General features: G+C 48.8%; 18 protein-coding genes. 10 read left to right on the forward strand and 8 right to left on the reverse strand.

The window, feature by feature from the left end; translation table 11 throughout:
- Window positions 1-262: 262 nt before the first annotated feature.
- Window positions 263-2,500: a recombinase family protein gene (locus tag NG833_RS23645; protein ID WP_254567727.1), complete on the reverse strand. Its 2,238-nt coding sequence runs from the start codon at window positions 2,498-2,500 to the stop codon at window positions 263-265.
- A 54-nt stretch (window positions 2,501-2,554) separates the two neighbouring features.
- Here NG833_RS23645 and NG833_RS23650 point away from each other — a divergent pair, with 54 nt between their 5' ends.
- Complete coding sequence (locus NG833_RS23650; RefSeq protein WP_254567728.1) at window positions 2,555-2,722, forward strand: hypothetical protein; 168 nt, start codon at window positions 2,555-2,557, stop codon at window positions 2,720-2,722.
- Between the two features lie 87 nt (window positions 2,723-2,809).
- Window positions 2,810-4,297: a proton extrusion protein PcxA gene (locus NG833_RS23655; protein ID WP_254567729.1), complete on the forward strand. Its 1,488-nt coding sequence runs from the start codon at window positions 2,810-2,812 to the stop codon at window positions 4,295-4,297.
- Window positions 4,298-4,687: 390 nt separating this feature from the next.
- Here the strand turns inward: NG833_RS23655 and hpsU are convergent, their stop codons facing one another.
- The 6 genes from hpsU to NG833_RS23685 form a co-directional block, all read right to left on the reverse strand.
- Window positions 4,688-5,272 carry a hormogonium polysaccharide biosynthesis acetyltransferase HpsU gene (gene hpsU / locus NG833_RS23660; RefSeq protein ID WP_375293942.1) on the reverse strand — a complete coding sequence of 195 codons (585 nt, stop codon included), beginning with the start codon at window positions 5,270-5,272 and terminating at the stop codon, window positions 4,688-4,690.
- 253 nt (window positions 5,273-5,525) lie between these two features.
- Window positions 5,526-6,362, reverse strand: a complete 837-nt coding sequence (locus NG833_RS23665) for an ABC transporter permease (RefSeq protein ID WP_254567731.1) — start codon at window positions 6,360-6,362, stop codon at window positions 5,526-5,528.
- Window positions 6,363-6,425: 63 nt separating this feature from the next.
- Window positions 6,426-7,352 carry an ABC transporter permease gene (locus NG833_RS23670; protein WP_254567732.1) on the reverse strand — a complete coding sequence of 309 codons (927 nt, stop codon included), beginning with the start codon at window positions 7,350-7,352 and terminating at the stop codon, window positions 6,426-6,428.
- Window positions 7,353-7,578: 226 nt separating this feature from the next.
- Window positions 7,579-8,709 (reverse strand): PotD/PotF family extracellular solute-binding protein, encoded by a 1,131-nt coding sequence (locus tag NG833_RS23675; protein WP_254567733.1) that lies wholly within the window; start codon window positions 8,707-8,709, stop codon window positions 7,579-7,581.
- Window positions 8,710-8,779: 70 nt separating this feature from the next.
- Window positions 8,780-9,205, reverse strand: a complete 426-nt coding sequence (locus tag NG833_RS23680) for a hypothetical protein (protein WP_254567734.1) — start codon at window positions 9,203-9,205, stop codon at window positions 8,780-8,782.
- 65 nt (window positions 9,206-9,270) lie between these two features.
- Window positions 9,271-10,401 carry an ABC transporter ATP-binding protein gene (locus NG833_RS23685; protein WP_254567759.1) on the reverse strand — a complete coding sequence of 377 codons (1,131 nt, stop codon included), beginning with the start codon at window positions 10,399-10,401 and terminating at the stop codon, window positions 9,271-9,273.
- Between the two features lie 326 nt (window positions 10,402-10,727).
- Here NG833_RS23685 and nrdJ point away from each other — a divergent pair, with 326 nt between their 5' ends.
- The 6 genes from nrdJ to opcA all read left to right on the forward strand — a co-directional run bounded on the left by nrdJ (window position 10,728) and on the right by opcA (window position 20,611).
- On the forward strand, window positions 10,728-14,030 hold the full coding sequence (gene nrdJ, locus NG833_RS23690; RefSeq protein WP_254567735.1) for a ribonucleoside-triphosphate reductase, adenosylcobalamin-dependent: 3,303 nt from the start codon (window positions 10,728-10,730) through the stop codon (window positions 14,028-14,030).
- A gap of 186 nt (window positions 14,031-14,216) precedes the next feature.
- Window positions 14,217-14,438 (forward strand): hypothetical protein, encoded by a 222-nt coding sequence (locus NG833_RS23695; protein WP_254567736.1) that lies wholly within the window; start codon window positions 14,217-14,219, stop codon window positions 14,436-14,438.
- Window positions 14,439-14,962: 524 nt separating this feature from the next.
- Window positions 14,963-16,030: a class 1 fructose-bisphosphatase gene (fbp, locus tag NG833_RS23700; protein ID WP_254567737.1), complete on the forward strand. Its 1,068-nt coding sequence runs from the start codon at window positions 14,963-14,965 to the stop codon at window positions 16,028-16,030.
- A gap of 176 nt (window positions 16,031-16,206) precedes the next feature.
- On the forward strand, window positions 16,207-17,349 hold the full coding sequence (tal, locus tag NG833_RS23705) for a transaldolase (protein WP_254567738.1): 1,143 nt from the start codon (window positions 16,207-16,209) through the stop codon (window positions 17,347-17,349).
- Between the two features lie 272 nt (window positions 17,350-17,621).
- Complete coding sequence (zwf, locus tag NG833_RS23710) at window positions 17,622-19,151, forward strand: glucose-6-phosphate dehydrogenase (RefSeq protein ID WP_254567739.1); 1,530 nt, start codon at window positions 17,622-17,624, stop codon at window positions 19,149-19,151.
- Window positions 19,152-19,282: 131 nt separating this feature from the next.
- The gene (gene opcA / locus NG833_RS23715) at window positions 19,283-20,611 is read left to right on the forward strand and encodes a glucose-6-phosphate dehydrogenase assembly protein OpcA (protein WP_254567740.1); all 1,329 of its coding nucleotides are present in this window, start codon (window positions 19,283-19,285) and stop codon (window positions 20,609-20,611) included.
- Between the two features lie 127 nt (window positions 20,612-20,738).
- Here opcA and NG833_RS23720 read toward each other — a convergent pair whose 3' ends face one another.
- Window positions 20,739-21,560 carry a Uma2 family endonuclease gene (locus NG833_RS23720; RefSeq protein WP_254567741.1) on the reverse strand — a complete coding sequence of 274 codons (822 nt, stop codon included), beginning with the start codon at window positions 21,558-21,560 and terminating at the stop codon, window positions 20,739-20,741.
- Between the two features lie 182 nt (window positions 21,561-21,742).
- Here NG833_RS23720 and NG833_RS23725 point away from each other — a divergent pair, with 182 nt between their 5' ends.
- Together NG833_RS23725 and NG833_RS23730 are read left to right on the forward strand one after the other, a co-directional pair.
- The gene (locus NG833_RS23725) at window positions 21,743-23,275 is read left to right on the forward strand and encodes a cobyrinate a,c-diamide synthase (RefSeq protein WP_254567742.1); all 1,533 of its coding nucleotides are present in this window, start codon (window positions 21,743-21,745) and stop codon (window positions 23,273-23,275) included.
- Window positions 23,276-23,983: 708 nt separating this feature from the next.
- Window positions 23,984-25,852, forward strand: a complete 1,869-nt coding sequence (locus tag NG833_RS23730; protein WP_254567743.1) for a ShlB/FhaC/HecB family hemolysin secretion/activation protein — start codon at window positions 23,984-23,986, stop codon at window positions 25,850-25,852.
- Window positions 25,853-26,088: the final 236 nt, after the last annotated feature.

The raw sequence follows: 26,088 nt of genomic DNA on the forward strand, positions 1-26,088 counted from the left end.
TTCGTAGTAACGACTTCAGTCGTTCTCTTCTCCGGTGTTCGTAGTAACGACTTCAGTCGTTCTCTTCTCCGGTGTTCGTAGTAACGACTTCAGTCGTTCTCTTCTCCGGTGTTCGTAGTAACGACTTCAGTCGTTCTCTTTCCCCCCCAGAAACCCGGAAACGACTGAAGTCGTTACTACAAACGGGGAATATTTATTTTCCTTACTCCAAGAAACCCGGAAACGACTGAAGTCGTTACTACGAACACCGGAGAAGAGAAACCTATTCCTCTAAGGGGACCCAAGCATTTAAGACTGATAATAAAGGCCCAGTTTGTTCTTGACCATTGGTGGCTAAATCGCTGTGACAGAGAATCAGGCGATCGCCCACCCGTCCCAATAAATCCAAGACAATCCGCTGCAATCGTTCCTCATCATTGCGAATTGCCTCCTCCTGAGTCCAAGGGTCACCGGACCAACTTTGTAAGAATAACGGCGCAGCAAACAGACTCGCAGCACCCCCACGGGACCATAACGGTGAACCAATATCTAACCAAAAATGCCAACGGTGAAACTGTCGCGCCGCCCGATATTGGAAAATCGTCGCCAAAGTGACACAATCGGGTTTGGCAGCGAAGGCACTCACTGGGAAGGGATTAGCAGTAATCGTGCCTTTGCGAAGCAGTTGGATAAATTGACCCACGGTGACATAATCCGGCGCATCCTGTTCCCCACAACGGCGCAACCTTGCATCCACCTCCCAATAATGTTGGGCGGTTTCCATTAACTCGCGCAGGGAGGCAATTTGGTCTCCAGGTAAACTACTAGAACGGCCTAAAAACTCTTGAATGGCCGAGTTTAGCAAGGCGATGGGACTGGTTAGCTGCGATCGCCTCTCTTCAATCCAGTCCAAAATCTCCTGATAAACCCGGGTTGCCCGATATCCCAATCGGTCCCAGCGCGGAAATGCTGTCACAGGCAACAATTTCGGCTGTTCTGTGGCAGGAGAATAGCAATGATCCACCAATAATCCAGCGCGTACTGGGTCAATCAAAAAGGAGGCCGGATGAAGGAGATTCGGGCCTTCCTCGGTCTCTTTTAGGGATTCCCAGTCGGGACGACGACTGAGGACGACGAGCATTTCAGCGACGCTATCCCGGTCTACGAGGCGTCCCAGACCGGGATACACGAGGGCTAAAAGGGTGAGTAAGGCGCGAATCACGGGGACGGTGGCGAGGGGACGTTGTTCGTTGAGGGATTGGACGGGAATTCCTTTGCTGGTGAGGATGGACTGGAGACTATAGCGGGCGATCGCATCTAAACCGGGGGCGATTACGGCAATTTCTGAGGGTTTAACCTTGCCGGTATGGACTGCATCAGCGATCGCCTCCCCGGTTTCTCGCAACAGTTGCGATCGGGCGGTGGTTTGAATTGACGCCACCGGCAGGGACAATTCCTCCAACTCCATTTCCTCTAAATACACCGTCGGGTCTGCCATTACCTGGAGGGCCATTTTTCCTAACCTTCCCGCCAATCCGCTAACCGAATCTAACTGCTGTGGGTGACAACGGAATGCTAACCCTTCCAGATAATCCGGATCCGCCCCTAATCCCTGACGCACAGACCCCTTGGGATTGTAGGTAAAGACCCCGGGAATTCCCGCATCCAGTAGGACCTCAAACAAATCCCGGACAATTTTGGGATATTCATCCACATCATCGGCAAAGACTGCGGGATAGCGAGGGATTAACTGATCCTGGTAGGTGGGATTCGGGAGTAAATGCCGCCAATACAACTCGGTGATAATCCCGTAGGTGAGTAAACCCCGTTGGAGACACCACCTGCGCCATTTGAGCAATACTTCCCCCATGCAGTTCCAGAGGTCTAAATTTCCAGTCGGGTCCTCAATCCCTTCTTGTAAAATTACCGGAACATCTTCGAGGCGTCTGCCACTGGATGCCGCCAGTTGCAATAAGTCCAACGTTCTGCGGACCATGCGATATTCGCTGATTCCTTCTTGGCGCAAGCGTCCGGAGTCTAATTCATCTCTCCATAGGCGAGTTGCTAACTCTTGCTCAGTTTCTGGGCGTACTCGCAGGGGAAATTCGGCCCTGAGATTGAGTTGTTGAATCAGTAGGGGCCAAAATAGTAGGACTTCCCGTTGGAAAAAGGCCAGGGGGGTGGTGGAGTCAATGGGATAGCGTCCGGAGGTGGCATGGATGATGCGATCGGTTAAGGGAATGCGATCGTCTCCCGTAGCGGCAAAGACGAGCAATGGGGGTTCATCTTGTCCCAACCTGGGCGATCGCGGTATGGTCTGAGAAATTAACGACTCCTGTTTCTGCCTGCCTCCCCCTCCTCCTGTCCTGGCGTTGGATTCAACAGCAGCAGTCTGGTGGCGATTCAGGGGAGGAGTGTTTGGGTCGCCATTGGAGTCAACCCAGTTGCACAACTCCTGAACCAGACGCCCTGTCTTGCCACTGCCGGTCGATCCAACAATCCAAATTGATGCTTTACCCACCCCTAATCCTCCACCAAATTTGTTAACATACCACCACTGTCGGTTACTTGCGCGATGTCTCTGGTTTCATTATTGCTTGCCCGAGGGGATAGTACCTCAAGGGTTGCACAGACTGGGGCGATCGCCAAGCCTCTCGGCAAAAAAATCGGTGAACTCTCGGGTCTACAAATACCATCGTGCTTGATGCAAACTCCCGCTTGGATTCCAGGAAAACCAGCCTGAACTGGATGAAACAAAAGAGTTTTCGCAGGAATAGTTCGAGTCAGTCTTAGTCAAATTGTACTCGGTTGGTTCGAGTAAACAAGGGGTATGAAAAAACACAAATATTCTTCTAATCAAACCGGGTTTTTTACTTCCATTAAACAATGGCTAATCGAAACTCCAACTCGCTCCCTGGAGTTGGCCTATCAAGCGGCAGTCAATATTCAGGAAATCGAAAAAAAATATTTTAATAGTCAACGGATTTCTCCGGAAAATTCTAGCTGTGGTCAGGCAGTTTTTTCAGTTCATGAAGCAGACTTGAAAAGAAATTTAAGTATTATCAAGCTGCGTTTAAGAGAGTTTAGAAATAGTCGCTCTTTTGTCGAGATTTACAAACAATCTAAATTAGGCGATCGACCTTTTGATGATTCCATCCCGGTTCGGGTCGTCTCTTCCGAGGATAATGGATTGTCCAACTCGGAGTTCAGTTTATCTGAACCCTCTCAATCTTTGATTTTAGATAAACTCAGTTTTATTGATGAAGTCACCGCTAAATATACCCGCAACCGAGTGCAAACCACTCCCTCCTCGCTTCCCACGACTCGCACCCTAGCGGAATCCCCCCCTCCCTACCCCTTAGACGTTCCAAAATCACGCAGTTTAAAGGGCAATAAAAAGCCACCCTATGCCCTAGAAGAACCCGCTTCTGACCCGGAACCGGAAACCAAAGAAATAGGGTCTCTTGCCGGTCAAACTAGCTTCTTACCTCGTTCAATTTTAAGAACTCTCGATCGCCTCAAGCGCGAATTGGACCCCAAAGCGGAAGATGAGGTGGTCCAAGAATTTCGCCTATCCAAAACCAAGACGATTGTTTCCCTAAAATTTATTTTATTGTTAATTTTAATTCCCCTCCTTACCCAACAAGTTGCCAAAAACTTTGTCGTAGGTCCAATTTACGATCGCCTCATCGGCAGCCAAGCGGAAATCTTTCTTAATGTCGATATGAAAGAAGAAGCGTTAATGGAATTAACCCAATTCCATGAAATGCTTGAATTTGAGGAACTCCTTGCCACCCAACTGGAAAATTTAGAAGGACCCGAACGAGAAGAACTCAAATTTATCGGCAGAATTCCCCAACATTTATCCGAAGAAGATGTCCAACAGCAAATCAAACTCAAAGCCTTAGAAGTTGCCAAACGCTACACTTATCGCAGTAGTGATGCGATTAAAAATATTTTTTCTGATTTATTTTCCTTCGCTGCCTTTGGCTTAGTTATTTATAACAGTCGCCGGGAAATTGAAAGTCTTAAATCCTTTATTGATGATATCGTTTATGGCTTAAGCGACAGTGCCAAAGCCTTCATCATTATCTTATTTACCGATATTTTCGTCGGATTCCACTCTCCTCATGGCTGGGAAATCGTCCTGGAAGGCATTTCGCGCCATCTGGGACTGCCGGAAAGTCGAGACTTTATTTATCTATTTATTGCCACCTTCCCCGTCATCCTGGATACGGTTTTTAAATACTGGATTTTCCGCTATTTGAACCGCATTTCACCCTCTGCCGTTGCTACTTATCGGAACATGAATGAGTAAGACGGAATCGGGTATTTAAAGGTTTATCAAAACCCGCAGGCTCAAGCCTGGGGCTATACGGACGAAGCCCGCCTGCGCGGGCTAAAGAGTAAAGACTTCTGATACGGAATTCGGTTGTCAAAGGTCTATAAAAACCCGCACCCTAAAGGGTGGGGCACTTGCGGACGAAGCCCGCCTGCGCGGGCTAAAGAGTAAAGCGACTTCTGATACCCAGATTTGGTATAAAGGTGTTCCAACAAATAAATCATCCAAATCCCGATGGTTAAGCATCTAACAAGACTGTATTAGCCCGCGCAGGCGGGCTTTGTCCGTGTAGCCCCACCCTTCAGGGTGCGGGGTTTTTGGATATTTTATTTTTTGGAGTTCCCTAAAGGTAGATTTAGGGCAGTTTTAGACAAGATTCGGACCGGGGTTTTCCTCCACCTTGCGAGCATACCGGGGACGGCAGGGACTGCCAAAGCAAATTTGACCCTCGGGCATATTGCTAAACACACTGCTGCGAGCACCGATCGCCGCATTGGAGCCAATTTTTACCCCAGGGGCGATAAAACAGTCTGCCGCAACCCATACCCCATTGCCAATTTCTACAGGTGCAGTCTCCAGGTTAAAGGTAGGGTCGTCGATCCGATGACTGCCGGTACAGAGGTAGCTTCGTTGGGAAATCACGCAATGCTGCCCAATCCGAATGCGATCGAGACTATATAACACCACATCATCCCCAATCCAGGAGTAGTCCCCAATTGCGATTTTCCAAGGGTAGGTAAATCTTGCCCTGGGACGAATCAGCACCCCAGTCCCAATTTCTGCACCAAATCGCCGCAACAACCACCGGCGAAACCCGTGGGCAAAATGAGGGCTCAAGGGGAAAGCGACCCCTTGCACCAACCACCACAGCAAGATAAACCCGCCGGATCTTCCGCGATCGAACCATGACTGATCATAACGGCGTAAATCTACCCAGGAGGGTGCATCCATTACAGGGTCTGGTGCTGTGGGAGTCTTAGTGGGGAGGGGACTGGGTTGAGAATTAGCGGGGTCTAGAGAGTCACTCATCAGATTGAAACTCAGGTTATTTGTTATTTGTCATTTGTCATTTGTCATTTGTCATTTGTCATTTGTCATTTGTCATTTGTCATTTGTCATTTGAGCAAGGACCAATCACCAAGGACCAAGGACTAAGGACCAAGGACCAAATGACTCTGCCATGAATTTTGAGGCTTTTTCGGGTTTACTTCTTGTCACTTCGAGAGCGGATGAACTCTCCTAGGAAGGCGATCGCCCCGGAAGTCAAAATCAACACCACACTCAAGGCATTAATATCCGGCTTCACCCCGGTTCTAATCCGCCCAAAAATTTCCATCGGCAGGGTCACCGCACCGCCACCGGAGGTGAATGAAGCAATTAATAAATCATCCAAACTCAGGACAAAGGCTAACAGACAACCGGAGACAATTCCCGGCATCAATTGGGGGAGTAATACTTGGATAAAAGACTGAATGGGAGTCGCGCCTAAATCTAGGGCAGCTTCTTCTAGGTGTGGGTCTAAGTCGCTGAGGCGAGTAGAAACGACTAATCCAATATAGGCCAGACAGAAGACAATATGGGCGGCGATAATCGTCCAGATGCTGAGGTTAATTTGGACGGCAGCTAAAAAGACTAGAGTGGCAACTGCGATCGCAATATCCGGAATAATCAGCGGCAGATAGGACACTCCCAAATACAAACTCTTCCCCCGAAATCGATAGCGGGATAGCCCAACCGCCATTAAGGTCCCGACAATCGCTGCAATAATAATGGCCGAAAACCCGACAATTAAACTATTTTTCAGGGCTTTTAAAATGGCTTCATCCTGAAATAGGGTGAAATACCATTTTAAGGTAAATCCTTCCCATCTCGCACTGTAGCGAGACTCATTAAAACTGTAAAATGCTAGTACCAAAATCGGGAGGTACATGAAAAAAAACATGGAACCGGCAAATGCTATCTGCCAAGAGATATTAATTCGACTCTGGCTTTTTAACATATCTACCGGAATATCCTCCTGTTTGAGCCTCGTTTCTGTCATGCAATTTCACCACGCAAGCATTACCTAGACTTTTCAATGCACCCTTTGGACGGGTTAAAGCTGTTATTTTTTAGGAGTGGCTTCGCCAAAGCGAATTAATCCTGCGATCGCCACACTCACCGCTAGAATTAATACCATACTCAGGGCCGAACCAAATCCCCAGTCTCGTGCTACTCCCAGAAATTGATCATAAATTAACCGGGAAACGGTCATACTGGAAGCCCCCCCGAGCAATTCAGGATTCACAAAATCCCCTAAACCACTGATAAAGACTAGCAAAGAACCCGCAGCAATTCCCGATAAGGTTTGGGGGACGGTTACTTTCCAAAACACTTCAATGGGATTGGCCCCTAAATCTGCTGCTGCCTCTAATAAGCGTTTATCGAGTTTCTCTAATGATGCGTAAAGAATTAACACCATGTAGGGAAGAAAACTGTAACTCATGCCGATGAATACGGCAGAACTTTGGTGCAGTAAATCTAAGGGAGGGATTCCCACGACCCCTAGGACTGAGTTGAGAACACCTGTGGGACGCAGAATGGTTTTCCAGGCGTAGGAACGCAGCAGGGATGAAGTCCACAGGGGTAAAACGAAGGCGAGTAAGAGTAAAGTTCGCCAGCGTTTGGGGGTATCCACGGCTAACCAATAGGCAACGGGAAAGCCTAGTAATAGACAGATGAGGGTTGTGCCGGTGGCAAAAAAGAGCGATCGCCCGATGGTTTGGAGAAATACTGGGTCAAAGTCCGCGAATCGGCAATTTTCAAATCCCAAGACGAGACAGAAATTATCCAGTCCCGAGGGAATCACGCGATCGCCGGGTTGAATTCCCGGCACTAAACTCAGTTGAAAAATCACCACCGTTGGCAGGACCAACAATAGGAATAACCAGACTCCGGCAGGACCGAGTAAAGCTATGGGTCCCAGCCACTCCGGCAGGGTGCGTTTTCCGATTTTGGATTCGTTTTTCGGCTTACTGGGCGATACAGTCATTATGAGGAGTAATAAGGGGATAAACCAGAAGTTCAATCGCGATTCACTGAGAGCTTTTTCGGATTCAATCTCAGGAAAACTGAGCTAACCGAAAAACTGAGTTTATCTTGAATTGATGGATGGTTTCAGGGGAAAAATAGGAGAAAAAATTTAGAACTTTTGACAAAAAACTCGGTGAATTTTAACCCATTTCATCCCGTTTCCGGGAATGGAATTTTCAACCTATTTAAACACTCTTTAATCGAATCCAATACCGAGCATATTCTTTTTCCTTTTCTGTGCTGAGGGGGAGAATACCTTGACACCGCTCTAAAACCGACTCGGGAGGAAATAAAGTCGGATTTTCTCGGAGTTCCTGGGACAGTAAATTATAAGCGGCGCGATTCGGGGTGGCAAAATAGAGTCGTTCAATTAAATCCGCTGCCACTCGGGGTTGGAACATAAAATTCATCCAAGCATAAGCGCCTTGAACATTGGGTGCACTTCGGGGAATCACCATCGTATCAGTCCATAATGAACTGCCACTCATGGGGACTACATATTCCAAGTCTGGATTTTCGTCCGAGACGGAGAGAGCATCAAAGGAGTAACCCATTGCCACCTCCAAATCCCCGGCCAAAATCAAATCTCGCCAGCCATCGGTGGTAAAATTGGCTAAAGCAGGCTTAAGATTGACCAAGTGTTCATAAGCGGCATGAAGTTGAGCGGAGTCCGTGGAATTATAGGAGTAACCGAGCGATCGCAGTCCTGCACCGATGACCTCCCGGACATCATTCATCAAAGTTAGCCGTCGAGAGAGCTCACTCTGATGAGTCCAGAGATAGTCCCAATCATCGGGTGGCGTTGAGAGTTTAGCCGAATTATAAATCAGTCCAGTTGTCCCCCAGGTAAACGGGACACTGTAGCGATTTTCCCGGTCATATTCCGGGTCTTGAAACTTCTCAAACAGGTTATCTAGTCCTTCCAGGCGCGATCGCTCCAAGGGTCTAAGCAGTTGCAGTTGGACCATCCGTCCCACCATATAATCTGAGGGATAGATAATACTGTAAGAACTACCCCCGCCTGCCTGCATCTTTGCCAACATCGCCTCATTCGAGTCGTAAATATCGACAATCACTCGGATACCCGTTTGCTCGGTAAAACTTTCGAGCAAATCTGCATCGGTATAGTCAGCCCAAGTGTAGATAAACAGTTCATTAGAGGCAGTTGAGTCCACCGCCAAATTGGCAGCATCCTCATCGAGTTCTGGACTCGGTTGGCCACCCAGGGTCCAGCCACAACTAGACAACGCCAGACCAGAAAGTGCCGCCGCAGACTGTTGTAAAAACTGACGGCGGGTCGGTGTAGCACTGCTCATTCTATATTTTTGGGGTTTCGGAATCCGCACTATTTTGAAAAGGTGGTGTGATGACCAAGATTCAGATTAATTAACAATACCGGACCGAGGTTTCTAACGGGAGGGGATTCCCGGTTTCCGCATCGGTATTTTGACAAGCAAACATTAATTCGGGGGAGAGCTTTTCATATTCCAGTTCAGAACCGTGACCTTTCAGGACATACCCCCGGAGTTCTTTTATCGGCAAATGGGTGAGTTCGTCAATTTCGGGTAAAAACGACCGGAGAATCAGGGAAGCGACTGGCTCAGTTTTAGACAGCAACTTGCTAATCAGCAATTCCTTGATCCCCCATTGATACCCATAATTAACCTGATTGCCCTCCCGTTTGATGTCAACCACGAAGGATTCTCCATCACTGCCGAGAAAAGTAAGAATGGCATTCTGGGGACAGTGGGATTCTATCTCCTCTAAAAATTGATTTACACTGCGTCGATTCATATCAATGTCCGTCCACATGGTACAAACAAGCGATCGCATCCACAGGTACAGGTGAAGGCGTAGAGCACCCCGGCAGTTGTCGCCTAAGCCGCAGCCAAGGCAATACAATCTGTGGGAAGCCAGTAGGTATAGATCGGCGTCTCAGGATCTGGTAAGCTCGTTCCCGTATTCGGTTGCAAGACCGCCATTTCATCCCCCGAGAGCAGTTCCACCACATACTGAACATGGGTGCCCAAATACATGACCGTTTTGAGCCGTCCCTCAAAGCAGTTGACCTCCACCTCTGGCGGATAGAGACTCAAATTAATTTTTTCCGGTCGAACACTGACGATCGCCCCTGATGCGTTACCACTCCAGGGTTCCGTTGGTTCCACCACAATTTTGAGCCCCGTCCCCGTGCGAATTGCCAGAGAGGTGCGATCGCTCCCTTCAATCCGTCCCGGCAATAAATTGGTTTCCCCAATAAAATCCGCCACAAACGGCGATCGGGGGCGCTCATAGATTTCACTCGGGCTCCCGATTTGCTCAATCTTGCCCTCATGCATCACAGCAATCCGGTTCGACAAAGACAGGGCCTCCTCCTGGTCATGAGTCACCATCACAAAAGTCAGCCCCAATTCTCGATGCAACGTCGATAACTCAACCTGCATCTGCTTCCTCAACTTCAGGTCCAACGCCCCTAACGGTTCATCCAACAACACAACCGCTGGACGATTCACCAGCGCCCGTGCCAGAGCCACCCGTTGCTGTTGACCTCCCGAGAGCTGAGAGGGATAGCGATTGGCGTAAGACTCCATTTTGACCAATTTGAGCGCTTCTTTGACTCGCTCCTCAATTTCACTTTTTCCACAGCGTTTGATTCGCAACCCAAACGCAATATTTTCAGCAATAGACTGATGATTGAACAGCGCATAACTCTGAAACACCGTATTTACCGGGCGCTGATAAGCCGGAACCTGATTCATGGACTTACCCCGAATCAGGACCTCTCCCGCAGAAGGCGTCTCAAACCCTCCGATCAATCTTAGGGTGGTCGTTTTGCCACAGCCGGAAGGACCGAGGATACTAAAAAATTCTCCTCGATTAATGTCAAGATCGACACCCCGGACCGCAGTTTCCCCCTCAAACACCTTAAAAACTTTGCGAAGTTCAACGTCGAGGAGGGTATCGTAACCCGTGGCAGCGCTTTGGTGCGTCGTAGCAGATTGAAACATCATGGCGATTCTCGGCGGTGATGCCCCTTATGTAGATTGAACCAGTCCCTCTGCGTCGCCTCTCCTTGATTAAGCCTCCCCTTCGGGAACAGGAGAATCCCGCGCAGAAATCTGGCTTTGGTTTATTCTATCCACATTCCGCATTTAGGTTAATATTTCTCCTCCCCATCTCCCCCATCCTCCCCATCTCCCCCATCCTCCCCACATCCCCCCCTGGCCCTAGACATAGCGCAAATCTTAAAAATTAACAACCTTTGACCACTAAATCTAAGATGGCGTATAGTCTTGATCTACAGCTATATGCGGATACGAGAAGAGATTGACTTATGGTTCGAGAATTGGAACGCACGCGCCACCACAGCGATTTTCCCGAAACCGCACCGGCAGCGAATCCGGTGTTTTTTAGGACTTACAGCCGCCGCCAGAATGATGGGCGCGAAACTTGGGATCAAGTCTGCGATCGCACCATTGCTGGATTAGAGAAACTCGGTAATCTCAACTCCGACGAGGTGGCACTCCTCACCCAGATGCAGAAACAACTCAAAACCCTCTCCTCGGGTCGCTGGTTGTGGGTGGGGGGCACCGACTGGATCGAACGCCCGGAAAACTTTTCTGGGGCCTATAACTGTTCCTCGACAAATATCCACGATTGGCGAGCCTTTGGATTGTTAATGGGCCTTGCGATGATGGGATGTGGGACTGGCGCAGTCCTCGAACCTCAATATATCAATCAGTTGCCGCCGATTCGCAACCGACTTCAGATCACCCTCCAAGGTGAAATTGGCCTGACCCCCAGCGATCGCCGTCGCCAAGAAACTGAGGTGACTTACGATGGCGATCGGGTCCTCATGAATGTCGGAGACTCCCGGATTGGGTGGGTGCAATCCTATCAAACTCTGCTAGAACTCTCCACCGATGAGCGGTTTAATTCAACTGTTGAAGTTGTCGTGGATCTGTGCGATATTCGTCCAGCCGGAGAACCGCTGAAAGGGTTTGGAGGGGTTGCTAATCCCGTTAAATTAACTGACCTTTATCAGCGAGTTGCTTTAATTTTAAATAAAGCAAATGGACGCCAATTAAATTCAGTCGAATGCTGCTTATTGATTGATGAAGCGGCGAGCACAATAGTGGCCGGCAACATCAGAAGATCTGCAGGCATGAGGCAGGGAGCAAGCGATGATGAATTGTTTGCTAATGCCAAGATGAATTTATGGCAACAAGATGAGGCTGGAAACTGGCGCATCGACCCGGAAAGAGATGCACTCAGAATGTCCAATCACACCCGAGTTTTTCACCATAAACCGACCCTCCAGGAATGTATTGATGCAGTGCGTCAACAATACTATTCTGGGGAAGGAGCCATTCAATGGGCTGGTGAAGCCGTTGCCCGAGCCAGTTGCGATTTAATGCCCGATCGCGAGTCTAAACGGGATTTTCTGAAAGCCTATAACGAGGGCAAAGGGAAGCAATGGATAGGCGATCGCTATCCAGAAATTTCTCAACCCGAGTTAGAGCATAGGTTATCCCGAGTAGGATTAAATCCATGTGGTGAAATTATTGGTGCAGATTTTCATTGTGTTTCTGGCGATACGATGCTGGTGACGCGAGATGGAATGCACTCGATTCGATCGCTCGTCGGTCAATCGGTGGAAATTTGGAATGGTCAGCGGTGGAGTCGTATCACTCCGATGTTGACGGGGCGCGATCGCCAACTTTATCGGGTCTCTTTTGCTGATGGGACCTGGTTAGATGTAACAGAAAAACACCGTTTCTTTGTTAAGGACCGCTTTGGTAAAACCTATCTGGAAATGACCACGGCCCAACTGCAAGAGCATCTTTCCACCCACAAATATGCCCTGCACACTGAGCCATTCCAGATTGATTATCAAGATGGCAAATTTGTAGACCCCTTGTGGGCTTACACCCTCGGACAATTGGTGGGGGATGGCTCTTTATGCCAATCTAATGGCAAGCCTCAACTCCAACTGCGCTTATATGGAGCCAAAACCTATCCGGAATTGGCCCTTGCCGGTCGGACTTCAGGAAAATTGCGTTACTACGCAGAAAATCCCGAAACCCCTTGCTTGCTTTATACGGGTTTCCAAGGCCAATTCGACCCCGAACAAGTCCGCGATTTAAAAGCCAATGCCACAGCATTGGAACCCTTGGCAAGCTGGAATCGGGAAGGGATTTTACACTTCATTGCAGGCTTAATTGATGCCGATGGTTCCGCTACGTCCAGCGGTGGCGTTCGATTGTATTTGTCCGATTATAATCGCGCCTATCGGGTCTATCTATTATTGCTCAAATGCGGGATTCGCTCCTCGATTAACTTGCAATCCCGAGCCTGTGAAAGCACCAATCTCGGCATTCGTAACAAAGATTTGTGGTATCTGCAAATCACCGATTGTGCTGCAATTCCTTGTCAGCGTGTTAATACGTCTGATGGTCATCACCCCACCACTAAAGGCAAATGGCAAGTGATTCGGGAGATTGTACCCATTCAGGGTCGCCAGGATACCTTCTGCTTTAACGAACCTGAATTCCATAAAGGTGTGTTCGGCGGAACCCTCACCGGGCAGTGCAATTTAGCTGAGATTCATCTGAATCAAATTGACCCCGAAAACGATCGCGAACAAGCAGATGCTTTTGCTGCCGGTGCTTTATCCGTGGCAACTTTGCTGAATCATAAATTCGTTGAACCCCGCTATCAATACAGCCGGGAAATCGATCCGATTGTCGGCGTTTCCTTTACTGGATTGTTTGATTTCTTTGTTCATGCCTTTGGGGTGGATTGGTTGCGCTGGTGGGTTGAAGGACGGCCCGCAACCCCGGAAGGCATCGAATTTAAGCGTCAAGAAGAAGCCTATTTGACTCGCTGGCGTGACATTGTTCATGAGAAAGTCTGGGATTATTGCGATCGCCACGGATTGCGCCGTCCCAATCGTTGCACAACCGTTCAGCCATCAGGGACCAAATCTTTACTAACCGGCGCATCTCCCGGGTGGCATCCGCCTAAAGCCCAGCGATTTATTCGCCGAATTACTTTCGGTAAAAACGACCCGGTTGCCTTGGCTTGTATCGACTACGGTTACAGTGTCATTCCCTCCCAATCCGATAAGGATGAAAAGGGCAATCTCCTGAATGATCCGTTTGACCCGCGCTGTTCTGAATGGTTGGTGGAAATTCCCATTGCCGTCAGTTGGGCCGATTTACCCGGTGCCGATGAAATTGATATTAGTCAATTTAGTGCGATGGCTCAAATGGACTTCTACATGAATGTTCAAAGCCACTATGTCACCCATAACACCTCGGCAACGGTGGAAGTTCGGGAGTCAGAAATTGAAACCCTAGGTACTCGGATTTATGAAGCAATCCAAAACGATGAAGGCTACATTTCTGCCGCCTTACTCGCTCGCTTTGACGATCGCCAATCTTTCCCTCGTCTCCCCTTTGAACCCATTGATAAAGCGGAGTACGATCGCCTCAGCGCTGAGGTCTTAGTTCGTCGCAAAACCGATGACTTTAAAAATGCCCTCCAGCGTTATGACCTCGGTGAATTAGCTGAAGCAGGACCTGCCGGTTGCGATTCCGATAAGTGCCTCTTACCGGAAAAAAATCCCTCCTAGTTCATGGTGGTATAGCATTTCGCCACCCCATCGGGACCCCAGGCCCGAAAGGTTCGGGATGCCGACGGCTACTCCGGTGTTAAACGCGCTAGGATACCAGCAGAAGTAGGCATATCCCCCCGGGATAGCGAAATCCGGGGGGATATGCTACTTCTGAGAAGCATTGGCCGCCAAAGGAGACATTCCATGTTTTTAGATGAACTGAGTCCAATTTTTAAAGAAATGACCGAACATCCGGTTGCCTTTTTAGGTGGATTTTTCTCTGGGGTGTTCCAACTCAATCTCTCCGATGACCCGGTGAAAAGTTGGCTGGAACAACAAGGAGCTTCCCCCACGGGTTCTTCCACGGGGAATAATAATGGCAGTGGCAGTTACAACAACCGCCCTCAATCTATTTCGATTGACTAGCCAATTTTGTGGATCGGGGACTGCTCAACTTTGAGACAGTCCCTTTTTTTACATTAAAAATGTTTCGTTTAATTCCGGTTATTTGAAATTTAAAAAAAACTTATTTCCTAAAATAATCCAGAAATCTATTGATTTTTAACTATTACAATTTTTATTAAACATTGGAATCTCGCTCCCTTTTTAGATAGAAGTAAATTCTATATTTTTGCTAAATTTTGTGTCTGAGCGGAAATGACTGTTTCGAGGCTTCTATCTGAGAGAGGGAATAACCCAATTTGAAATTTTATCCAGTTTGTATCTGGGTTAACTGACTTTTAGGCAATTTTATGCTTAAGTCCGACTTTTCTCTGCAAAACAGCAGAAATACTTAAGAAAATGTTGCGTTTTCTATAGTTACCCTAAAGTTAACCCGCCTTGCTGAAAATGCTTCTTTAAGATGGAAAGGAAAGGGCGACTGGGGAAAAACCACCCGCTAACCTCTCCAGTCGTCTGAAGTAGAACCACTCCAAAGGAAGACAAGAACGATGAAGGATGAAACAAAACAAAATCCGATTGAGCAGACTCAATCGCTCGATCGCGACTGTACGACCCTATCCAGGCACGTTTTGCAGCAACTCCAGAGCTTTTCTGCGGATGCTCAGGACCTCAGCGCCTTGATGAGCCGGATTGCTTTAGCAGCCAAGCTGATTTCTCGCCGGTTGAGTCGGGCGGGTTTAGTGGAAGGGGTGCTGGGTTTTAGTGGCGACATTAATGTTCAGGGAGAAAGCGTCAAACGCATGGATGTCTATGCGAATGAGGTGTTTATCTCCGTTTTCAAGCAAAGTGGCCTAGTTTGTCGCTTGGCATCGGAGGAAATGGAGAAACCGTACTATATCCCGGAAAACTGCCCCATTGGTCGTTATACCCTGCTTTATGACCCGATTGATGGCTCGTCTAATATTGATAGCAACCTGAATGTTGGCTCAATTTTTTCGATTCGTCAACAAGAGGGGAGTGATGAAAATGAGGAAGCCCTAGATTTGCTGCAAAGTGGGCGCAAACAACTGGCTGCCGGGTATATCCTCTATGGACCCAGTACCATGCTGGTTTATTCCATTGGTAAGGGGGTTCATTCGTTTACTCTGGATCCCAGTTTGGGAGAGTTTATTCTGTCAAATCAGAATATTCAGGTCCCCGAGCATGGAGCGGTTTACAGTGTGAACGAAGGCAACTTCTGGCAATGGGATGAATCGATTCGAGACTATATCCGCTATGTTCATCGGCACGAGGGCTATACCGCTCGTTATAGTGGGGCGTTAGTGGGTGATTTTCATCGGATCCTGCATGAAGGGGGGGTGTTCATGTATCCTGGAACCATTAAAAAACCCGAGGGTAAATTGCGCCTGCTGTACGAAACCGCACCCCTGGCGTTTTTAATTGAGCAAGCGGGGGGATTGGCAAGTACGGGAACGGAGGAGATCTTAGACGTGGTGCCGGATCAACTTCATACCCGTACTCCGGTGATTATTGGCAGTAAAGATGATGTGGCCCTGGTAAAATCTTTCATTAGCGATCGCAAGCAAGAGAAGAACGCCGCGATCGCCAGTCATTGATGATGATTTGATGACACAGTAGGGCAATCTCCCCTTACCTTTTAGGCCGATTCAAAGATAAGCTAAAACTTAAGCGTCAAATGAGTGACTTTCATACCACAGACAGTCATCATCCGCTTTGAAAACATTCAGAATGATACCCTGTAGTTACCTAGAAACCCAACGAAATAAAACTTATGGCAATCAATCCCTTACTCCAAAAAATCGAACAAGAATATGGTCAAAGTATCTGGATGGATAATTTGAACCGAGATCTCATCCAGTCTGGTGAATTGAAAACCCTGATTGAAACCCGAGGACTGCGAGGACTGACTTCTAATCCCTCCATTTTTGAGAAAGCCATTGTCGGAAATGCAATTTACGATGCCGATATTGAAGCAGGTATCAAAGCCGATAAATCCGTTGATGAAATTTATGAATCTTTAGTGTTTGAAGATATTCGCAATGCCTGCGATCATTTTCGGGCCATCTATGATGAAACTGAGGGTTTAGATGGCTATGTCAGTATTGAAGTGCCACCGAACATCGCTACCGACGGCGACAAAACCCTGGCGGAAGCCAAGCGCTACTACAAGGCCATTGACCGGGAAAATGTGATGGTGAAGATTCCCGGAACTCCCGAGGGGTTAGAGGCGGTTGAAAAAGTGATTGCTGAGGGGATCAACGTTAATATTACGTTGTTATTTTCTGTAGACAGTTATGTAGAGACCGCTTGGGCTTATATTCGCGGCTTAGAAGCGCGGGTTAAGGCAGGCCAAGATGTGAATAAAATTGCTTCAGTTGCCAGTTTCTTTATCAGCCGAATTGATGTGAAAGTTGATGAGGCGATCGACGAGAAACTCAAGCACGTCACCGAACTGCCGCAAAAGGCCAAATTGGAAGAAATCAAAGGCAAGGTGGCGATCGCCAATGCCAAGATTGCTTACCAAAAATACAAAGAAATCATCCAGAGCGATCGCTGGCAAGCCCTGGCTGCCAAAGGAGCCAACCCCCAACGCTTACTCTGGGCCTCCACCAGCAGCAAAAATCCCAACTACAGTGATGTCATCTACGTGGATGAACTGATTGGACCCGAGACGGTCAATACCCTACCCCCAGCCACCATCGAAGCCTGTGCCGATCATTGCGATGTCGCCAGCCGCATCGAAACCGATGTCGATGAAGCCTACAAACTCATTGAGAACCTCCCCGAAGTAGGCATCGACTTGGATCAAGTCATGGCAGAACTCTTAGATGAAGGCATTGATAAATTTATTCAACCCTTTGAGTCCCTCATGAGTTCCCTAGAAACCAAAGTCAAAAAACTGGCTCCCGCCTAGTCGGGATGGGAAAATGGGTACGGCATCAGTCCGTTACCCATTTTTCTGCCGCGACAATCACTTTCCAGAAATCACTCCGGTCCCCCCCCTTACCAAGGGGGGGCTAGGAGGGGTCCCCCAATCCCCGGGGATCAAGAGGACCCCACCCTAACCCGGACCAAGACATCGGTCCGGGGACAAGAGGCAGCCCTAGAGCAGAACCGATTGATCTGTCAAGTTTAATCTCGGTTCTAAATGTCTGTGTCCTAACCTCTAACTTCTTTTCAAACCAGATGGTAACGCTATTAGAAAACCCCCTGCGCGTGGGACTCCAACAAGATCGGATTCCCGAACCGCAGATTTTGATTATTTTCGGGGCCTCCGGTGACCTCACCCAGAGAAAACTCGTTCCGGCAATCTATCAGATGAAGCTGGAGCGCAAATTGCCTCCGGAACTGACAATTGTCGGCGTCTCCCGCAGTAAATGGAGTCATGAGTTTTTCCGAGATCATTGCCGCCAAGGCGTCGAAGAATTTGGCAATGGGATTGGTTCAGAAGCGCTCTGGGAAGACTTTGCGAACGGACTGTTCTATTGTCCAGGCGATATAGACAAATCAGAAAGCTACCAGAAACTCAAAGCCTTTCTGAGTGAACTCGATGAAAAACGTGGGACTCGGGAGAACCGGGTGTTTTACCTGAGTGTGGCACCGCGCTTTTTCGCGGAAGCGATCGAGCAACTCGGTGAGGCGGGAATGCTAGGCGATCGCGAGAAACAACGCCTCGTCATTGAAAAACCCTTTGGTCACGATCTGGGTACGGCGCAAATCCTCAACCAAGTCGTCCAAAAAGTCTGCTCAGAAAAGCAGGTTTACCGGATTGACCATTACTTAGGCAAGGAAACTGTCCAGAATTTGCTGGTATTTCGCTTTGCCAATGCCATTTTTGAACCCCTGTGGAATCGTCAGTTTGTCGAGTGCGTTCAAATCACCGTGGCCGAAACCGTGGGTTTAGAAGGACGCGCTGGGTATTATGAATCATCAGGCGCGCTGCGGGATATGGTGCAAAACCACCTGATGCAACTGTTTACCCTGACGGCAATGGAACCTCCCAACTCCCTCGATGCCGATAGTATCCGCAATGAGAAGGTGAAAGTCCTAGAAGCGACTCACCTGGCGGATATTGAAAATCTGGACCTTTCCGCTACTCGGGGTCAGTACACTTCCGGATGGATGAAAGGAAAGCAGGTTCCAGGGTATCGCGAAGAGGAAGGGGTTGACGAGAACTCCACGACGCCAACTTATGCCGCGCTCAAGCTGTATATCGATAACTGGCGCTGGAAAGGGGTGCCGTTTTACATGAGAACCGCCAAACGGATGCCGAAAAAGGTCACCGAAATTGCGATTCAGTTCCGGGAAGTCCCCTTTTTGATGTTCCAATCTGCGGCAAAACAGGCGAATCCCAATGTGTTGGCGATGCGGATTCAGCCGAATGAGGGGATTTCGATGCGCTTTGAGGTGAAAACCCCGGGGAACTCCTTAAGAACGCGATCGGTGGATATGGATTTCCGCTACGATACCACCTTCGGTCAGGCAAACACCGATGCCTACAGTCGGCTGTTGATAGACTGTATGTTAGGGGACCAAACCCTGTTTACCCGGGGGGATGAGGTGGAGGAGTCTTGGCGTGTCCTAACTCCCCTGCTGCAAGTTTGGGATGCTCCTTCCGATCCCAAGGCGATCGCCCTTTATGAAGCCGGGACATGGGGGCCTGTGGAAGCAGAAATGCTGCTCAATCGTAACGATCACCGCTGGCGCAGGTTGTAACCTTCGGAAGGATGAAGGATGAAGGATGAAGAGGGAACCTGGAACCGGACATCCAACAGTGCAATCCAAACCCTCATCCCTCATCCTTGCCGCTCAACAATCACTACTCAACACTCAACAATTAAATTAATATGGCTACTCCAATTGTTGCGCTCCAACAACCGAAAGATATTTCCCTTGATGAGATTGAGTCAGAATTGGGTCGAATCTGGCTCTCGGAAAGTGGCGGCAGGGCTTCTAGTATTGCCACCCGTGCGGCAACCTTTAGTATGGTGGTCTATGAACCCGAAGAATTCCAGCAGTTGCTAGGGGCTTTGGGCTTTTATGAAGGGCCCATTGATGGGATTTATGGAACCCTAACCAAGGAAGCGGTTCAGGAAGCTCAAATCGCTTACGGAATCAGAGTAACCGGGCGCATTGACCCAGAAACCCTGATCCGGCTGCGGGAAGAGTATGATAAGATGCCACCCGATCGCCAGAAAGTCACCAATCCCAATGCCCGAGGGTTCAGCATCAGCGAGGCGATCGCCGCCCAAAATCCCTGCCGCATTATCACCCTGTGTCCCGTCCTGGGTGAAGATGAGGGGGTCACGGCGCAAGTTTCCGCCTATTGTCCCATCCAAAAAGGCAACTCCAGCCGCTTAATTTGTTGTGAGTACATCACCTTACGCGGCACCAAGCAAGCGCTGCAACGAGTCGGGGATTTGGTGGTGTCGCTGATGATTCCGTCATTGCCAAAATTTGTCTGGTGGAAGGCAACCCCCAATCCGGAACAGGAGTTGTTCCAAAAGCTCTCGGAATCCTGCAATTGCATGATTATGGACTCGTCTTACTTTAGTGACCCCGAGTCCGAGTTTCTGAAGATGCAAAAGCTGATCGATGAAGAAACTTATATGGCGGACTTGAACTGGCACCGCCTCACCTCCTGGCAGGAGTTGGCTGCTGCCGCTTTTGACCCCCCGGAACGTCGCGCTTCCCTAATAGAACTCGATCGCGTTACGATTGACTATGAAAAGGGAAATGCCTCTCAAGCGCTGATGTTCCTGGGTTGGCTCGCTTCTCGCCTCGGTTGGAAACCTTTGTCTTATCACGAAGAAGGCGGCGATTATGATATTCGCCGAGTTTCCTTCAAAGGTCCAGGCGATCGCACGGTAGAAGCCGAGTTAGCCGCCATTCCCACAGCAGATTGGGGTGAAATTAATGGGGATATGGTCGGATTGCGTCTCACTTCTACTAATAGTGAGGCGAATTGCTGCACGATTCTCTGTTCTGAAACCACCGGCTGTATGCGGATGGAGTCTGGCGGAAGCGCTCAAAACTGTCGCACGGAACAGGTGACGCCGTTAACAGACCAAAAGGCGGAATACCTCCTGGGACAACAGTTACAGCGCTGGGGTCGCGATATGCTTTATGAAGAAAGTCTGTCGGTGACCACCGAGATTCTCAAGTTACGTCAGTAATCTCGTTAGTAATCTCATTAAAATGTAGAGGCGATTCGCGAATCGCCTCTACATTATTTTAGGGTGTGTTTTCAAAATCTGCGTAAGTCCTGTTTGGAAGAAGGCGATCGCCCCCTCTTTTTTTCCACTACAACTGTTCGGGGTCAACTCCCATTTCTCGTAATTTTGCCGCAAGGCGATCGGCCTTGGATTGAGCCGATTCAGCTTGCTGTTGAGCCAATTCAGCTTGCTGTTGAGCCGATTCCGCTTGCTGTTGAGCCAATTCAGCTTGCTGTTGTGCCAATTCCGCTTGCTGTTGTGCTGCTTCGTTCGGTAACAAAGCTAACGTTCCATCGGGATGATAAAAGCGTAACCAAGTAGTAGAAACTTGCGTTAAAGTTCCTTCCCAATTTCCCAGCCATGCCCCTAAAGTTTCGCACCATAACCACCCCCGTTGATCGGGTTCAAGGGGTTGATACTTGTGATTAGCATCCAAGTGCCAACCTTGCAAAGAATTGGGATTATAGGGGTCATAAACGAAATAATCCCGAGTTCGGAATACCCGTTCATAGAGGTCTTTTTTCGGTCCTAGGTCAATTTTTCGGGTACTGGGGGAGGTTAGTTCTACAATCACATCGGGATAACGACCCTCTTCCTCCCAAACGACCCATCCCGGGCGATCGCCTGGTTCTACATCCAAAACTGCAAAGAAATCTGGCCCTCTGAAATCTCGATTTTTGGCTTGTTTACTGCTGTAATAAATAAACATATTCCCGCCCATAAAATAATCAGTGCGGTCCGGCAATAGGGCAGGCACTGCGTCAATCAGGGCATTCATGGCAATGCGGTGTCGATTACTTTCCAAGGGTTTTCCGTCATCAAAAATCAGGTCCGTAGGAGGCATGGGCGGTTCCCACTCGGCTGCCTCTGGGACGGGGTTCATGGTTTCTGCGATCGCCTCGGCAGACATGGCACTCTACTCCATTGAATTGCTAATTGTATTGTAACTTAATTCGATAAAAATTCACCTGCCCCTTCCTCAAGTTATGTTGTCTTGGGATGAGACATGAATCGCCTCAGCCTTAAGCGCAAAGTAGGGTATAGTAAAATTTATCCAATGACATAAGACAAAGGACCAATGACAAAGAAACAATGACTACAATAATTGCCGGAGAAAGAAGCGGCGTTGGCAAAACAACGATAACTTTAGCAATTTTAGCCTATCTGCAACGACAAGGTTTAAAGGTGCAATCTTTTAAGGTTGGACCGGATTATATTGACCCGATGTTTCATCACTATGTCACGGGTCGGCCTTGTCGCAATTTAGATCCGGTTTTAACTTCCCCGGAATACGTTCAAGACTGTTTTAATCGCCATTCGCAATTGGCTGAATTTTCCCTAATTGAAGGGGTGATGGGACTGTTTGATGGGGTGCAACCAGCCCCCCTGTTGATGGAATCGTCTCCTTTATTTTTTCTCGGGGATTTTGCCAGTACCGCCCATATTGCCCGGTTATTGCAATTGCCGGTTATATTAGTTTTGGATTGCAGTCGGTTGTCCAGTTCGATCGCTGCGATCGCCCAAGGATATCGAACATTAGATCCTCGGGTAAACATTGCCGGGGTTATCCTCAATCGCGTAGGTAGCGATCGCCATTTAGAATTGCTGCAAGATGCCTTAGCAACGATTCAAATGCCAATTTTAGGGGTGTGGCGGCGACAGGATCACATTACTATTCCCGATCGCCATCTCGGACTCATTCCCACTGCCGAATTCCCCCAACTGGATGCGTTAATCGATCGCCTTGCACATCTGGCTGAAACTTGCTTTGATTGGGAACAGCTATTCCCCCTGTTGAAATCCCCTCCGGCAACGGCGGTAAAACCCTTAGAACTTCCCCCTGAACCCGATATCTGTAGAGGCGATTCGCGAATCGCCTCTACACAGAGGGTTGCCTTGGAAAATCTGCGGAAATCCTCACCCCTAGAAATTCCCAATTGGGACGGGTTTAAATCGAAAATTCCCGTGGCGATCGCCCAAGATAGCGCCTTTAATTTCTATTATCAAGATAATATAGACTCCCTCGAATCCCTCGGTGCAGAATTAGTCCCCTGGAGTCCTCTTAAGGATGCCGTCTTGCCGGAGGGAGTCCAGGGATTATATTTAGGCGGGGGATTCCCAGAAATCTTTGCTGAAACCCTTGCTGCAAATACCTCCGTATTGCGATCGGTTTATCAGGCAGTCGCGTCAGGGATGCCGACTTATGCTGAATGTGGCGGTTTGATGTATTTATGTCAGAATTTACTTGATTTTACTGGGAAATCCTGGCCAATGGTCGGTATTTTTCCCCCGAATGCCGTCATGGGTTCCCGCCTCAGTTTGGGATATCGCCTTGCCAAAACCCTCCAAGACACCCCCTTATTCCGGACTGGGGAAACCGTCTGGGGTCATGAGTTCCATCGATCGCACCTCACCGCAGAACCCGCTTCCCCCTTGTTTCAACTCCAGGGATTCCACCGGAACTTCCCCGTGACTCCGGAAGGATGGGGATCTTTTCCCCAAATTGCCACCCCGGCGATTCATGCCTCTTATCTTCATCTTCATTGGGGGGGACAGTGGCAGATTCCTCAGCGATTTTTACGCCGTTGTCAGAATTTTGACCCGGGATTCAAGAGTTTTTTGTAAACTTTTGTAAAAACTACTTGTAGGTTCAAAAAGGGTATGCTACTTTCATACTAGACACGGAAAAAAAGCAGTAAGGAGAAGAAAGATTTAAGGATTCGTTGGTTCCAATGGCCGCGTGTCTCCTGTCTTGAGAACCGATGTGCGGCGAGGCCCACAAGGGTGAAGCTGCGGAAATTGTAAACCCTAGTAAGCAATTGTCAATCGTCTAAAACCTTTCGTCTTTTTTGCTATATATTTTGAAGAACCAGTCATTCCGTAAATAGGGTCTAGTCTTGTGACTAGGCCCTTACTGTTTTTGGCGCAAGTAGCAGGCAGCAACTCGGCTTAAATTGCCAAGAAATATCCCAAATAAGAATAAAATCCAAAATAATTGGCCTGCATCGAACAGTCCATCCCTTGGCAGAAGACCACAGAGCAAGTAGAGTGTAGGTACATCTCAGTGCGGGTGCATCTGAAAGCCGAGAATCTCCTCAGAACAGAGGTAATGCTAGAACCGGAAAAATTTTCATCATAGCTTTGCCGGTTCTCCTGATTTGCCATGACCCACCTTGTCACCCTTTTCTCGAAACTAATAGAGAATTTGTCGGAGTGGTCATGATTGAAAACCCCTCTTTTCGATCCGTGTGCATAAATCATCAGGAACAAACGCGGATCTTGCGATACATTAAGCTCAACTCGATCCACCTGGATTTCATCAGCTCATTAGCGATGCCAACCATTAACCTGCCTCAACATCCGCAATCCGACCAAAGTCAGAACGAGTCCTCGTCTTTCACCGGATCTGGGTTTGCCCGGGAACCCCGGGAAAGCCCCGATGAGTCCCGCAAAACCACCCGCTTAATTCGGTTTACCCTAACCTTGTTATTACTCCTAGGTGGGAATGGGGGTGCAGTTTTGGCACAAACGACCAATCCGGGAACCCTCACGGATCCGTCTCGAATTCCCAATCCCCTGCCACCGGGTAGCCCCCAATTACCGGAACGCCCTCCGTTGCTACCCCCTCCGGAAGAACTCCTCCAACCCCCGACTGCGGATCCGGCTGCGCCCCCATTGCAAGTAGACCCCACGGGAGAAATTCCTGGTGCAATTGAGGTGCAACGGTTTGAGGTATTCGATAGTACCGTATTCAGTAACGAAATCTGGGCGGAGATTTTAGCCCCATTTACGGACCGGCCCCTGTCCTTTGCGGAACTGTTGCAAGCGCGAACTGCGGTGACTCAACGGTACACTCAGGAGGGATATATTACCTCTGGGGCGTTAATTCCCCCTCAAACTCTAGAAGATGGGGTGGTGCGGATTCAGGTGGTGGAAGGAGGATTAGAAGAAATTAATGTGACGGGGAATCAGCGGTTGAGTCCCAATTATATTAGTTCTCGATTGGCGATCGCCACGGAAAAACCCGTCAATATTGACCAACTCCTGGATGCCTTGCGCCTGTTACAACTGGACCCCCGGATTGAAAATATCTCCGCAGAACTCGCCGCAGGGTCTCGTCCGGGTCAAAATGTCCTGGATGTGCGGATTACGGAAGCATCGGCATTTGGTAGTGAGTTCGTTTTAGATAATGGGCGATCGCCCAGTGTGGGCAGCTTCCGCCAGCAAGGAACTGTTTACCACCGCAACTTATTCGGGTTTGGGGATACCCTGAATTTCTCCTACACCAATACCGAAGGCAGTAATCAGTGGGATGTGGGCTATACCCTGCCGATTAATGCCCGCAATGGGACCTTTAGTGTCTCTCACGGTCGCACTCAAAGCGAAATTATTGAACCACCCTTTGATCGCGTAGATATTGAAGCAAAATCTCGCAATACTGAATTTACCTTACGGCAACCCTTGATCCAAAGTCCCACCCGGGAATTTGCGATGGGATTGACTTTCGCCCGTCGTTCTAGTGAAACCTCTATTTTAGGGGTAAATTTTCCCCTCTCTCCGGGGGCGAATGATGATGGGGAAACCCGGATTTCCGCCTTCCGGTTCTTTCAAGAATGGACCGCGCGCAGTTCTCGGGAAGTTTTAGCGGCCCGATCGCAGTTTAATCTCGGGGTGGGTTGGTTTGATGCTACAGTGAATTCTTCCGCCCCGGATAGTCGCTTTTTGAGTTGGCGGGGACAGGGACAGTGGTTGCGGGTTCTCGGTTCGGAAACCAGCGACCCCCAACGGTCCCCGACTCTATTAGTCCGGGGGGATGTCCAATTGTCATCAGGGTCGTTGCTACCCCTGGAACAATTTGGGTTAGGGGGTTTAGAAAGTGTGCGGGGGTATCGCCAAGATGCGCTTTTAACGGATAATGGGGCGATCGCTTCTGCGGAACTCCGGATTCCGGTGTATCGCCAAAATTGGTTTGGGGTCCAAGTCGTCCCCTTTGTGGATGTGGGCACTGCTTGGAATAGTGGAGATTCAGACAATCCAGACCCCAATACCCTAGCTTCGGCAGGACTGGGTTTACAGCTAGATTTCGGCGATCGCCTACGCGCCCGCTTAGATTGGGGGTATCCCTTGATAGATAGCCCCTCGGGCGATCGCACCTGGCAAGAAAATGGCTTTTATTTTTCCATTGTGTCTAACCCGTTTTAATCCAAAAAACCCACAACCGGGGAGGGTGCAGCTTTTGCGGACTGGCTTCCTAGCCCGGAAACACCGATGAAGGGATTTCCCTTGTTTTGCTTCTCCAAACTGGACCGTGAAAAGTTCTGTATAACCCCTCCTGTGTCACTCTACGCGGCTCAAACTCCAAACCCCTCTATTCTCAAAGTCCCTCTCCTAAGAGGAGAGGGATTTAGGGAGAGGTTCTTAGATTGACCAAGGGCCAA

The organism is Oscillatoria sp. HE19RPO, from assembly GCF_024220515.1.
GTDB lineage: Bacteria > Cyanobacteriota > Cyanobacteriia > Cyanobacteriales > Laspinemataceae > Laspinema.